Here is a 13,426-nt window from a genome sequence, read left to right on the forward strand (position 1 = left end):
AGATCGATGGCTTTCTTGTCGATTCCCTCTCCTAAAAATCGTCCGGACTATTGTTGACTTGGTATTCCTGTTTAATTTCTCCTGCCATTCGTGCGCCCAGCATCAAATCCACATTCAGCGCTAGCTTCACCACTCGCACCGCCTGCGCTTCATCTTCCAATAGCGCTAACATCAACGCCACAGACTCTGTCCACTTCACAAAGTTCAAAAACTCCCGCTTCAGTTGCTCATCGCCCAACTCCGGCAACTGCTCCAACAATGCTTCTGCCGCATAATATTCCAAAAACAGTTGGTGATGAAACTCAATCTGCTTTGGGTCGTCCGCCACCTGCAACAGATGATGCTCCAGCAAATCCTCTAACCATTCCTTCGCCGCCTGTCCCGGTGCATTCACTCGCCCAGTCAGCAACGCCTCCAATCTCTGCTCTGCTTCACGTCTAGGAAGCCTCAACTGTGGCTCTAGTGCCTCTCCTGCCAACATCCCAAACGCCAAATGCTGCAATAGCTCAGACTTAAACCGCCGAAAATCTGCCGAAACAGGCACCGTTCCCTTAATTTCCTCATACTTCTGGTCAAACGTGCGAAACAATGCTCCTCGACTGCGCGGCAACTCTCCCTCAAGCCGAAACACATCGCAGAGCATTTTCAACAACAGCGGCGTTTCTGCCAACTCTTTTAAGCGATCGTTCAACCGCCCTAAAAGCGCCTCTCCCTGCTCCGGCAAATACTTCCTGACAAACTCCTTCAACTGCTCAGAAGTCAAAGGCTGCATCTTCAGTTTTTTCTCAATGCCGATCGCTCCTCCCAATTCCAAATCACGGGTCGTAAAAACCATCGACACATTGCGATTATCGTCTCGAAACTGCTGCAAATTTTGCCGTAATGTCTCTTGAGGGATCTCATTCACCCCATCTAACAACAGCAGCAGTTTGCCTTCAAACAGCAGATCATCAAGATCAGCTTCCGTCAGTCGTAATCGATGCCGCCGCACCGTCTCCCGAATCAACGACAAAATCGGACGATCGGCTTTCAACTGCACCAACACCGGAATCGACAATGCTGCATCTTGCTGTGATTTCTTCGCCAACTCCAACAGCAATTGCTCTAACGCCGTTGACTTGCCCGACCCCGGACGACCGACTAGCAAGACGTGTTTTGAGGCATACTTCTGCAATCCCGCCAGCACAGGCAACCGTTCGATCTTCTCTCGTTCCTTTGGTCGATCGCGGTCGCCCGGTCTTTCTTCTTCTGCCGTCTCCACCATCAAGTCAAAAAACTGCTCTCGACCTTCCGCATCCGTTTGCGTGTAGAAGCTCGATCGCTTTTCGTAAGCGGCACAAATCGACTCAAGATAGGGCTGAAATTGAGAAGACATTGATCGCGCAACCTTAAAAAGGCTTGTTCTTTATCCTACACGTTCAAATTCTAAACACCGGGAGGCTTGAGCATTTCTTCTGTCCAGCAAGAAACTCAATAGGAAAGACTGCCGCTCGTATCTCCCTCACGTCACATTCGATCTCTTCTACGGAACATACGGAATCTTGCCGCGCTCATCGAATTTCCCCTGCATTCTATTTGATGTTTCTTTTGTCACATTCAATCTTTTTTGCGGAATCTACCGAATCTTGTTGCGCTAATTGAATTTTTCCTGCGTCGCATTCGATATCTCTTCCGTTCTATTCGATCTCCCCTGCGGAATTGACCTCAGTCGATCGCGTCCCTCAAATTCGTCCTGCATCTCATTCGATTTCCCTGCGGAATCTACCGAATTGCGGCGATCGAGGTGTCTCAAGATCTTCTTCCGGTTCAGCAACGAGGACGATTACACGAACTCGACTGTTGTAAGCGAGATTGAACGGTTCATCAAGGGTGAGTTGTCCTGTTTCGGTGAGGGCTGCGGTGGTTTCGATCTCTTCGAGTTACCCGCAAGGGGTCGCTTTCATGGCCGAGTTTCCTTTGCTTGTAGTAGGATTTGCGCGTAGAGTGCTGAACTGAGTCTGAAGGAGGCTTGTTGAATCAGAGCATTTAAGATGGGTTGAACTTGTGGGATCAATTGACGTTGCTTTGCAATCAATAGAACGCCAAGAATTCCGATGATTGGAATTCCTAATTTTGTGGCTTCTTGTCTGCCTCTGCGCTCATCCATCAGGAGTTCATCGGCTTGTTGTTCTAACGCCAGCACGATTGCATGAGATTCGCCTGGATCAAGTTTTTGATCTTGCTGTAGGGTGTTTGCCATTGCGAGATTGACGATCGCTTTTGTTTCAATCCATTCGAGTAATAGTACAGCTTGAATTTCAGGGCGTGAGGCGTTGCTGAGTTCTTGTGCAACAACATCGGGAATCAGAACTTTGCCATAAATGCTCTGAAGCAGCCAAAGGTGATTGACGATCGCTAAGTTTCCAATCGCGGAGGTGTCACTGACAATAATCATAGCCAACCGCGCTCTTGAAGATGCTGTATGTCTTGTTGGAATTCTTCGACATCGTAATGGATGCAGATGCCGCGATCGCTGATGAGTTTTTGAAAATCCATGACGTGTATTCCTGCGATTTTACTAGCACTACCGAGGCTGACGCGATCTTGTTGGAAAAGCGCGATCGCGAGTTCGGTGCGAAGTTCGGCTTCGGTTAAATTGAGAAAGTCGGGGATGTCGATCGTAATTTGCATAACTTAAGCTCCTTGATCAGGGGTTTCACTCAGTTTATCGAGATAGGTGACGACAGCTTTTGACCACACGCTTTCTTCGAGGTAATGTTTGGCGACTTCTGCAAAGGTAGCTTTGATGGCTTGAAGATGCCGTTCTGGATTTAGCAGTTGTTGGCGGAGGGTGACAAAGGGATGAGTTGTGGATTGCCGAATTTCGGTGAATTCTGCGTCGAGGACGGTGAGGGCTTGGGATTCGGTAGTGACTTGAGGATGTTGTGTTTGGAGTTGGGTGAGTAGAAGCGTGAGGTCAGCGATCGCTTTGCTAATTTCGGGATCTGTGGGATGGTTATTTTCGATGTAGGTGGTTACTTGCTCAAAGATTTGAACTTTTTGAGCGTTGGGGAAGTTGTATTTAGAAGAATTAGTCATCTGATTCCGGGTTATTCTTGGTCGAGGGTTTCGCGATTCTCTGAGCGATCGTCTAAAGAGTTGAATTGAGCCTCCGCACGGGTGATAATTTCTCGAACTTCATCGGCAGCAATGTCAGATTTGTCGGACTTGGAATAAATGGTCACAAGAAGAATCTGGGCTTCTGTCTTGAGGTAGTAGATGATGCGGTAGCCGCCGCTTTTTCCTCTTTGAACGTCACTGTTTTTGGCTCTGACTTTGAAGAGGGTATAGTTCATGCCAGGAATTTGATCTCCAGGCAGTTCACCAGATTCGAGTTGATCGATGATGGGTTGAATGTCAAGCCGGATACGGCGGTAGCGTTTGCCAAGTTGATAAACTTCACTTTCAAAGCGATCGCTAACTCTAACTTCGATGGGTGGATCAATCGACATCCACGTTCTCCCAAAGCTGAGTGACGGGTTTGGTTCTTCCGGCTAGGACATCTTGCCAGCCTTGATAGAGTCCTTCTCGAATTTCTTCAATTGGAGTATCTTCGAGGTCTTCTTCGGGTTCAGCGACGAGGACAATCACACGGACTCGACTGTTCTGGGCAAGGTTCAGAGGCTCGTCGAGGGTAAGTTGTCCATCTTCTGTAAGAGTTGCGGTGGTTTCGATCGCTTTCATGTGGATTCTCATAGGCTGGGTTTTCAGGAGAATGTAGGGTAAGTGTGATTCTATGATGGCGGATCTTTCAATCGGGGTGGAGTTTCGTAGTACTGATCGACGTTTTCAAAGATTTTAACTTCGGTGGCGTTGGGGAAGTTGTTGATTGTGGTGGGAGAGCGATCGCTCTCTTGGTGGGTTGAGCGATCGACGTTCTGTGCTTCCAGATAGGCTTGAAAGATTTCGTAGTTGTAGCATTCGCACTTCTTTTGGATGGCAAGCATAGCGCGGAGGGCATCTTTGCCTAATTCGGTAGAGATCAGAACGCGCAGCCTAGGCAAAGTGTGGGCTGCTGATGTGCCTTCAAACTGTCCCAGTGCATAAGCAGCTAGGTAAGAAATCTCATGGAGATCTAAACCACTGATGTTTAAATCACTCTTGAGGTTCAAATAATCCAGCATCTGAATCAGCCTTGGAACTGCTTCCTGACAACCAAATTTCCCTAAAACTAAGGCTGCACTCAATCGGGTATTATGATTTCCACTGTTTAGTTTAGGTTGAAGGAGTAAGATAACCTCTTCAGACGCAACATTCCATAGAATGAAAGCGGTATGCCAGCATATCAGTGGATCTGAATGCTCAAGCTTTGCAACTAAGGCTTGAAGGTGAGTTTCGTTGAGAAACTTCGCAATGTTTTCTTTGGCACTTAGAATACGTAGTCTACTTGCTGCCAGTCTACGTATATGTGGATCTGGATGTGAAATTATCTGGAATAGCCCACTAGCAATTGCCTCAGAATCAAACTTCTCTGAAGCTTCAACCGCCTCCCGACAGACAGGAATATGGGAATCCTGCATTGCCTTGAGTAATCCTGGAATTACCTCGATCGAATCGATCATACGTAAACTAGTAACAGCACTAAACCGCACCCCAGAGTTTGGATTCTGCTCAATGATTTGAATCAGCCTTGATATCGCTGACTTAAATCCAAGTTGTCCTATAACTACCCCTGCACTATGGCTAACCGACGATTCAGGATCTTCAATTGCTCGAAACAAAGTTGGAAGGCTCGTTTCGGATTTGAGACTACCCACTACTTCAACTACGCTCCATCGAACCTGCGGATTTGGATTTTTCAATAATGGAGCTAGTTCTAAAAGCACTTCATCAGAACTCAGTACTCCAGAAATCCAAGCATCATAGATAATTCTAATGTCAGGAACTAGATGCTCTATAACTTGTGGATGTAGTGGGGGTAACTCCTCGACTTTAGGATCTTTAGAAATACTCTCAATTACTTCTCGAACCCAACTAGAGCGCTCTCTGGGTTCACATCGTTCCGGCATAAATTCAGGAGCACGGATTAACAGGGTCAAGTATGCGTCGTCTCCAATCCTGTGGTCTGAATGATTAACCAAATCAGCCAGTTGGCGATGTGCCACTTCTGAATCCATTGTTCTCAGCGCCTTGAGTTTGAGCCAAGACGACTCAGGCGCAACCTTTTCTAATTCTTGTAAAGTGTCTGCAAGAGCATTTGACTGAAGCTTTCCTTTGACTTCACCTGCTAGCCTCGCTCCCAACATCAAATCTACTTCTAACGCCAGCTTCACCAATCGCACCGCCTGCGCCTCATCCACCAGCCCCAGCATCAACGCCACAGGCTCCGTCCACTTCAAATAGTTAAGATACTCTCGCTTCAGTACCTCACCATCCAGATGAATACGCCGATTCAGCAAAGCCTCCGCCGCATAATATTCCTGAAGCGATTGGTGGCAGAAACGCACTCGAGGATTGCCAGACTCACCATACGATTGAAGTAAATGACAATCCCGCAGAAGTCTCAATTTCCTTTCGGAGCCAAGTAGATTTTGAGCATCAGTTTCGGGAATATCTGGCTGAAAGTCTGTCGGCTCGTTCGGTTTCTGAGACTGCATCATCTCAAAAGCTAATCTCATCAGTCGAAAACGTGATTCAGTTAAATCGATCCCTTCTTTCGATCGCTCCACATACAGATTCGTGAACTTGCGATAGGCTTCTCCACGAGTCGCTGGAATCTCATTGCCAGTCCGAAAAATACAGTAAAGCATCCATACCATCAAAGGTGTTTGACCAAAATCTCGCACTCGATCGCCCAATTCTTGTAATCGAACGCGATCGGAATTCGGCAAACGTTCCTTCAAAAAATCTTTCACTTGATGTTGTGAAAGAGGTTGAAGCTCCAACTTTCGCTCAATCTCCCACCCATCTCCAGCATGGCGAGCCGTAGCGATCAAGGGAATGTTACGCCAAAAATTCTTCAAATCGGTTTGTGCTTGGGTTTGTGGTAACTCATTCAACCCATCGACCAGTAGAAGCAATGGCCGCTCTTTCTCTTTCAACAGTCTTTTCAAATCATCGCCATCTAAACCTGGATCATGGCTTTCCAAGCTGCTCAAAATCAGTCCTCGAATTCCTGAGCGATCACCTGCCATCTGATAAGCTTTCAACTCCACCAAAACCGGAATTGGAGACGTTCTATCCTGCTGTGCTTTCTCTGCGGCTTGCCAAAAGATTCGTGCTAGCAGAGTCGATTTCCCCGCTCCAGAACCGCCTACAATCAAGATTTTCTCGTTTGCGTTTGCATACTCATTAACAGCTTGAAGAACGCGCTGCGGTGGTTTGTCTGTGGGCTTTCCTCCTGGTGACTTAGGCTTGTCTTTGGTTATGCTGTTTAGCTCAAACTCAAACCAAGTCGAAGCATCGATTTCGTCCATGAAAGCATAGGCTTCCCACCACTTTTCATAAGTGGCACAAATCGACTCAAGATAGGGCTGAAATTGAGAAGACATGGATCGTGCAACCTTAAAAAGAGCTTGTTCTTTATCCTACACATTCAAATTCTAAACACCGGGAGGCTTGAGCATTTCTTCTGTCTAGCAAGAAACTCAATAGGAAAGACTGCCGATCGTATCTCCCTCACGTCGTACTCGACCTCTTCTGCGGAACATACGGAATCTTGCCGCATTTATCGAATTTTCCCTGCGTCGCATTCGATGTTTCTTTTGTCACACTCGATCTTCTCTGCGGAATATACATAACTCGATCGCGTTTATTCAATTCGCCCTGCGTCGCACTCGATTTCTCTGCGGAATTTGCTGAATTAGCGCGATCGTCCCCCATCTCAATAGAGATAATTTCAAGGCTTTTCACGGATTTAGCCACAAACAACTGCCGGGAATATTAAAAATGATCATCTAAAGACACACTTTTTTTATGCCCAGCAAACGTCTCTCCCGCGAAATCATTCAACAAGACGTAGACTCCATGAACGGACTCAATGCCGTCATCGGCTACGCCACCAGCCGCACCGAAGCCACCCCCGAAAGCCTACAGGTCGCCTACCAAACCATGTTGTCTAAACAACAGCTCGAAACCGAACAGCAAGTGATCGCCCGCGAAGCCGCCGAAGCCGCCCGCAAAGCAGAACAAACCTTCCATAGTGCCGTCCTCGCCATGAAAGAAGCCGTCAGAGGGCAATTTGGCTCAGATGGCAAAGAAGCCGTCGCCATCGGACTCAAACGCAAATCCGATCGCAAACTCCCCTCCCGCAAACTCAAAGAAACCGCCGCCAGCTAAGTCAGTCGATCGGTAGCTGCTCTAAAAAACCAGAGTAGCTACTCCCCGATAAACAGCACCATCCCACCCAAACCTTCGCCACCCTCAAAAACTTCAACCACAACTCCTCCCTCCTCCCTCCTCTCTCCTCCCTCCTCCCTCCTCCTCCCTCATCCCTCCTGACCATTCAGCGATACACTAAGACAGTTGATACCTTCCTGCCATACCAACAGGCAGTTTCAGGGAATGCCTTCCTTCAGCATTGAACTTCTGGTCATTTTGCTTTTAACGATCGCCAATGGGCTGTTTGTCATGTCAGAAATGGCGATCGTCTCCGCCCGTAAGGTTCGCCTTCAGCAGTCGGCAAATCAGGGAGACCGTAAGGCGAGGGTGGCGCTAGACCTGGCAAATGATCCGAATAACTTCTTGGCGATCGGACAAGTGGGGATCACGCTGATTGCGATCGTCTCTGGTGCTTTTGGCGAAGCCGCTTTGTCACGCAGGTTTGAGCCGTTTTTTGCCTCAATTCCGCTATTTCAGCCCTATGCTCAGGTGTTGGCATTTCTGATCTCGGTGATTTGCATTACCTATCTGACGCTGATTATTGGCGAATTGGTGCCTAAACGGTTGGCTCTGACCCATCCCGAACGGATTTCGGTAATGGTGGCGACTCCGATGAGTCTGCTGGCCAAAATTGCTGCCCCGATCGTCCTTTTGCTGGGCACCTCTACTGATATTGTCATGCGAATCTTAGGCGTTCGTCCCTCAGAAGAGCCACAGGTGACGGAAGAAGAGATTCGCGTCATGATCGAGCAGGGCACCGAAGCCGGGATGTTTGAGCAAGCAGAAGAAGACATCATGAAACGGGTGTTTCGGCTGGGCGATCGGCGCATCAGCGCGTTGATGACTCCCCGACTCGACATTATCTGGCTCGATCTAGAAGACTCCGCCGAAGAAAACCGCCGCGCCATGATGGAGAGTTCTCACTCGCGATTTCCGGTCTGTCACGGAGGCTTAGACAATTTGCTGGGGGTCGTGCAAGTTTACGATCTGCTGGTCAAAAGCTGGTCAGGGCAAGAATTGGATCTCACCAGTTCCCTGCAAACTCCTGTATTTGTCCCCGAAAGCACCCGTGCGCTCAAAGTGTTGGAACTGTTTAAACAGTCGGGAACTCAGATCGCTTTTGTCGTCGATGAGTATGGCGTGATTCAGGGATTGGTGACGTTTACGGATGTGCTGCAAGCGATCGTGGGCGATATTCCGTCAATCGAAGAACTCGAAGAACCGCAGGCTGTCCAGCGTGAAGATGGCTCCTGGCTACTGGATGGAATGTTGCCCATCTACCAATTCAAAGAAATTCTCAACCTGGAAGACGAAGAACTGCCGGGTGAGCAGCGGGGCACTTATCAAACCTTGGGCGGCTTTGTTGTCATGCACCTGGGGCGAATTCCGGCTCCGGCTGACCATTTTGAGTGGAGTACGATGCGCTTTGAAGTGATGGATATGGATGGCAATCGAGTTGATAAAGTGCTGGTGATGGTGGACGAAGAAGCCGAGCGGCGATCGCGCGATTATCGAGATTAGCGATCGAGGGTAATGACTCAAGAGCCACAAGAAATCGAGGTCTGCGAAGGCAAACTTGGCTCTTTTGAGCGCATTTCTAATCCAGATTCCCTTCTAGCAGAAAACTTGGAGACAGTTCGACTCCACACTTCAAGCGAAGAATTCTGTGAGTTCAAATTTATCGAATTCGCATTATCTCAAATCCTCAACTAGCCGCACCTCAAGCAGTTGACCCGGTTGAAGGGTCGCAGGCTTAGGAGAAGTCACATACGTCAAAGCTGCCCCCGCGGCCGCCCCGCCAAACACATTCCCGCCCGACAGACCGCCCAAAATTGCCCCCGCCAACGCCCCAATCCCTGAGTTGCGAAAGAGACGATTGTCAGAAACTTTGCGATTGCCGCCGCCGATCGGTTCAGATTGAGCGGCGATCGTCACACTTTGCCCCGGTAGCGAAATCGTCTGTGTGATAAATCGACTGCCATTGTTATCGGTTTCAAATCGTCCCAAAACGGTGGTGCCTTCGGGCGCAATCACGTTCCCATTCACATCCCGCAAATCGGCTGGCAGCACTAACGCTTCTTGACGAGGTTGACCGCCTTGTAACGACAATGGTTGAGTTCCGGGGTAGCGCAGATTAAACGCCGTCCCCGCAGGCAACAACAGCCTCAAGGCAGAACGGGTGTCGTTTGTGGGCGGAGAACCCAACTCCATGCCACCCGTGGGCAGCGGTTGACCAAATTCGATCGCACCCGATGTCCCCGATGAATTCTCGATACGCGCCGCAGGCTGCACAGGAGGAACCGTCATCGTCGCTGGATTCGGGATCTCAGCCGGAGGAAGCGGATTGGAATTAGCAGGGCGACGATCGATCGGAGGCACACTCACACTCGGAGCCGTCCCCGGACTGGGCGCACTCACCGGAGGCAAAGAGTCTGGAATACTCAAATTAGAACTCACCGCCGGAAGCTGGAGAGAAGGTTTGGCACCCATCGAACTGGCCGCTGGAGTGGTGGCACTTTCTAAAGCAGGCGTTGGATTAATCGAAGCCGTCTCTGGCACAACAGGCGCGATCCCCGGCGGAAAGCGATCGGGCGATGGCGGCACCGGGCCCGGACTGGTCGAAACCACCGTCGGAGGCTTAGTCGGAGGCAGACTGGTCGAAGCCGCAGGAGAGGGAACCCGTTGAACAGGCCGCGAAACCACGATGTCGATCGGCTTATCGGTTGGCTGATTTGTCTCAGGCTGATTCGATTGGGCAGTATCTGCGGGAGGCGCGTCGTCTTCTGAAGGAACCGGAGGCTGGGAACTGAGAGGCGGTGCGGTCTTGGCAGGCGCGATCGGGGGGCCAGCAGCAACTCTCGGCGACTCACTCACAGCGGTTGGTTTAGGAGTCGGTGCCTGCGCCAAAAGCGGCCGAAGAACCCAGCGATCGCTCGACTTTTCGGCATCTCCCACTTGTTTTAGCTGCGCTTGATCCCGCGTCAAGACTGTATCTGGCGAAAGCTCTAATACAATTCGCGTCACTCCTGGCTGAAACTGTGACACCCGAACTTGTCTGACCGCTCCGTCAAAACTCTTTTGCGTCGGCACCGTTCCTAACTCTGTTTCAGGAATTTCTAAAATGATGCGAGCAGGTTGCGCCATCAAAAAATAGCGGGGCTTGACCCCATCTTTGACAGTAACTTCTAGCTGATTTGCGGCAGGGTCATATTGCCAGTTTTGTAGCGGGGCCGCCCATGCCGAGGAGCTTGCCAAACAAACCGCAAACGGCAAAAGGTGAATGCCTTGACCAAACCCATTCGATGTCCGTCTCGATCGCTGGTTAAACTGCTTTTTAAACATGAGGTTGCCGCAAATTTTCAACCGACTTGGCTTTCTAGGATAGTCGCAAGTGTTGATTTTGCAGCAAAAGTTTCGACTTTTAAGACGACTGAGATTCGACCAGGTTCAATCGGTTAGAAATCTGCTCAACTTGCTGTAAATAAGCAGTGTCGTCGAAAACAGGGGTTACGTCCGTAACGTCAAATGGAGTCTCTAAATCAATCCACGATCGACAGCCTCCATACGCTTCTCGATAAGGAATCATTTGGGCTTTGGGCAGTCGAGAAACCCTTAGTAAAAGCACATAGAGCGGCGATTTTGGCTTCCATTGAAAGCGTTCTTCTGCGAAGTCAGCCGTCCAGATGTGAAAGGGCAACAAAGACTCTAAAACCGCTGCTTCAGTGACTTGAAAAATGTGAGTCATGTCAGCGAGCGAGCCAATTCTCACCGTTTCAGGATGCCACCCGGATGTAACAGGCTCAACCGATCGAGACTTGTCTTTCAACAAATGGGGCTGCTGATGTTCGTAAGTGGGATAGAGCAACACCTGATTTTGAGAGACGGTAAAGCGGCCGCCCTGTTCTCGAATGCCGCCTTTGCGAAGCAGCACGATCGTTTCACCCTGTTCGAGAGCTTGGACGGCGATCGCCCATTCTTTAAGCGCATGTCTGAGACTAGTCATCCAAATTCTAAGTTTGAGAAAAATTCAACACAAACCGTAAACAGAGGAAATAAAATGCCCGCTAACCCAATCCAGCCGCCAAATTGTCCCAAAAAGCTGTAGAGCAATCGATTGTTGTTGGCTCGTTCGTGAGTCATCGCCATAAATCGCGAACTGCTGCTGATCAAAAGCGCTCCCCCGATTCCCAGCGGAAGGCTCATCGTAAACCATGTTCTCAGTCTAGCGCCCGGATTAATCAGCCCCAACGAAGGAAAAAACACAAAGCTCACAAACTCGACCACGAGCCACAAACCTAATGCGATAAACAGGTCTTTTCTCTGTAACTCATCAAAGGAGAAGTTATTCATGGGGGAGAGAATTGGTAGAGTGCGGTTGGTGTTTGGTTGGCAGGTGCTGACCCAGGGTCTACCTGACAATCTTCAGGTTTTCTCAATCTCGAAAAAGCAAAAAATCGCTCTCTATTTAACTAGCATGGAATGAGGGACAAGTAACCGTGTTGGCTGACACCAGATTCAAATTCTTGTCGTGACGAAATCGTAACCTTCTAGAGAGAATACTCCATGACTACTCATGATCTGCTAATGCTCGTTTTGATGCTCTCTCCTGGCATTCTATTGTCGGTCTTTGTGATGGTCACATTTGCCGCAGGAGGTTGAGGAGGAGGGAGGAGGGATGAGTTTAAGATTTCTGGCTGGTGATGCAGAACGTAGGTTAACGCAAATTCAGTAAACCCCTTGACTTCGATCGCCACTCCAGAACGCCTCCCAAATCCCTCGCCCCTGAGAAACGTTGACCTAAAATCACGTGAATTCGATGAAATCCTTCGCTGCCGTTACAAATCCGGGCAGCCCCCTAAATCCTCCACGAGTGAGGGACTTTGAACGAAAAATATGATCTAAAAGTCCCCCAGATTGGGGGGGTGGGGGGCAGAAGCGCTGAAGACCGAAGCGAAAAACTTCCATCGAATTCACGTTAAAATCTCGTCTCAAAGTCCCCCAGAATTGGGGGCAGAAGCACTGAACACCGAAGCGAAAGAACTTCATCAGACTGACATTGGATTAAAACGCAAAAACGCTCTCATTTCTATCCAAGCCTCAGAACTCAGAACGCAAAATCTCTTTCATCCCTCCTCCCTCCTCCCTTTTTAAGTCCGATCTCTCGAAGACGTTGCTGTAAGTATTCGCCTGCGGTGATAGGCGGAAATTTTGCGACTCCTCCCGTTTGCTCAACGCAGCTAGGGAGCGGTGTCAGATCGATCGCTCCGCTCGGATGGACAAAAAATGGCATCGAGAACCGACGATCGCGATCGTTGTCCGGTTTTGTGACGCGATGGGTTGTACTTTTGAGTCGCCCGTTGGTCAGTTGTTGGAGCATGTCACCACTATCGACAATAATTTGACCCGTGACCGCGTGAATTGGTTGCCAGGTGCCGTCTCGCTGCAATAGTTCTAGACCTTCGGCGGTGGCTTCACAGAGTAGCGTGATCAGATTGATGTCTTCGTGGGGTGCTGATCGCAAGCTATTTGGATGGACACGATCGGGAATGGGCGGATAGTGAATCACGCGCAAAATGGTATCGCTGTTTTCGGCCATCTCACTCAAAAAATCTCTGGGCTGCTCCAGATACAGCGCACAGGCTTCGAGCAGTTTGGCAGCGCACTGATCTAACTGAGCATATAGCTCGTTCAGGGTGGGATGAAATTGAGGAATTTCTTGAGGTCGCAGATTGGGCAAGATTGCATCGCGTCCGACGTGCCAAAATTCTTTTAGATCAGGAACAGGATGATCTTTGGCGTGTTCTTGCCCAAAGCGAGTAAAGCCCCTCTGTCCGTTGAGTTTTGGGTCTTCGTAGCGCAGCTTGATCGAGTCGGGCAACGTAAAAAAATCTTGAGCAACTTGATACGCAGACTGAATTAAGCTTGCATCAACCTCGTGATTGACGATCGCAAAAAAGCCAATTTCCTCCAGTGCTCTCCCCATCGTTGATACAAAACTTTGTTGTTGCTGTGGCGAATCAGAGAGAAAATCCTGTAGATCGACGACGGGAATCGTTTGCAGCATTAT

13 protein-coding genes are annotated in these 13,426 nt (G+C 49.3%); 2 read left to right on the plus strand and 11 right to left on the minus strand.

Annotated elements, in window-relative coordinates; translation table 11 throughout:
* Window positions 1–31 precede the first annotated feature (31 nt).
* From ACKFKF_RS18975 to ACKFKF_RS19005, 7 genes are all read right to left on the minus strand, one after another.
* Window positions 32–1,375: an NACHT domain-containing protein gene (locus tag ACKFKF_RS18975; protein ID WP_446869138.1), complete on the minus strand. Its 1,344-nt coding sequence runs from the start codon at window positions 1,373–1,375 to the stop codon at window positions 32–34.
* Window positions 1,376–1,939: 564 nt separating this feature from the next.
* Window positions 1,940–2,434: a DUF3368 domain-containing protein gene (locus ACKFKF_RS18980; protein ID WP_446869139.1), complete on the minus strand. Its 495-nt coding sequence runs from the start codon at window positions 2,432–2,434 to the stop codon at window positions 1,940–1,942.
* Window positions 2,431–2,670 carry a UPF0175 family protein gene (locus tag ACKFKF_RS18985; protein ID WP_446856876.1) on the minus strand — a complete coding sequence of 80 codons (240 nt, stop codon included), beginning with the start codon at window positions 2,668–2,670 and terminating at the stop codon, window positions 2,431–2,433. The genes ACKFKF_RS18980 and ACKFKF_RS18985 overlap by 4 nt, the downstream gene beginning before the upstream one ends.
* Before the next feature lie 3 nt (window positions 2,671–2,673).
* Complete coding sequence (locus ACKFKF_RS18990) at window positions 2,674–3,078, minus strand: hypothetical protein (protein ID WP_446856877.1); 405 nt, start codon at window positions 3,076–3,078, stop codon at window positions 2,674–2,676.
* Between the two features lie 11 nt (window positions 3,079–3,089).
* Window positions 3,090–3,491: a type II toxin-antitoxin system RelE/ParE family toxin gene (locus ACKFKF_RS18995; protein WP_446869141.1), complete on the minus strand. Its 402-nt coding sequence runs from the start codon at window positions 3,489–3,491 to the stop codon at window positions 3,090–3,092.
* On the minus strand, window positions 3,481–3,723 hold the full coding sequence (locus ACKFKF_RS19000) for a type II toxin-antitoxin system RelN family antitoxin (protein WP_446869142.1): 243 nt from the start codon (window positions 3,721–3,723) through the stop codon (window positions 3,481–3,483). The genes ACKFKF_RS18995 and ACKFKF_RS19000 overlap by 11 nt, the downstream gene beginning before the upstream one ends.
* Window positions 3,724–3,773: 50 nt before the next feature.
* Complete coding sequence (locus ACKFKF_RS19005; protein WP_446869143.1) at window positions 3,774–6,530, minus strand: NACHT domain-containing protein; 2,757 nt, start codon at window positions 6,528–6,530, stop codon at window positions 3,774–3,776.
* 424 nt (window positions 6,531–6,954) lie between these two features.
* Between ACKFKF_RS19005 and ACKFKF_RS19010 the strand changes: the two genes are divergently transcribed.
* Window positions 6,955–7,317: a hypothetical protein gene (locus ACKFKF_RS19010; RefSeq protein WP_446869144.1), complete on the plus strand. Its 363-nt coding sequence runs from the start codon at window positions 6,955–6,957 to the stop codon at window positions 7,315–7,317.
* Window positions 7,318–7,542: 225 nt separating this feature from the next.
* On the plus strand, window positions 7,543–8,880 hold the full coding sequence (locus tag ACKFKF_RS19015; RefSeq protein WP_446869145.1) for a hemolysin family protein: 1,338 nt from the start codon (window positions 7,543–7,545) through the stop codon (window positions 8,878–8,880).
* Window positions 8,881–9,051: 171 nt separating this feature from the next.
* On the opposite strand, the gene ACKFKF_RS19020 is transcribed toward ACKFKF_RS19015, so the two are convergent.
* The 4 genes from ACKFKF_RS19020 to ACKFKF_RS19035 all read right to left on the minus strand — a co-directional run bounded on the left by ACKFKF_RS19020 (window position 9,052) and on the right by ACKFKF_RS19035 (window position 13,423).
* Window positions 9,052–10,701: an AMIN domain-containing protein gene (locus tag ACKFKF_RS19020; RefSeq protein WP_446869146.1), complete on the minus strand. Its 1,650-nt coding sequence runs from the start codon at window positions 10,699–10,701 to the stop codon at window positions 9,052–9,054.
* A gap of 79 nt (window positions 10,702–10,780) precedes the next feature.
* The gene (locus ACKFKF_RS19025; protein WP_446869147.1) at window positions 10,781–11,362 is read right to left on the minus strand and encodes a DUF1802 family protein; all 582 of its coding nucleotides are present in this window, start codon (window positions 11,360–11,362) and stop codon (window positions 10,781–10,783) included.
* On the minus strand, window positions 11,359–11,709 hold the full coding sequence (locus ACKFKF_RS19030; RefSeq protein WP_446856885.1) for a hypothetical protein: 351 nt from the start codon (window positions 11,707–11,709) through the stop codon (window positions 11,359–11,361). Before ACKFKF_RS19030 ends, ACKFKF_RS19025 begins: the two co-directional genes overlap by 4 nt.
* Before the next feature lie 754 nt (window positions 11,710–12,463).
* Entirely contained in the window at window positions 12,464–13,423 is a 960-nt protein-coding gene (locus tag ACKFKF_RS19035) for an isopenicillin N synthase family dioxygenase (protein WP_446869148.1), read from the minus strand.
* Window positions 13,424–13,426 lie beyond the last annotated feature (3 nt).

This window comes from Phormidesmis sp. 146-12 (assembly GCF_052939495.1).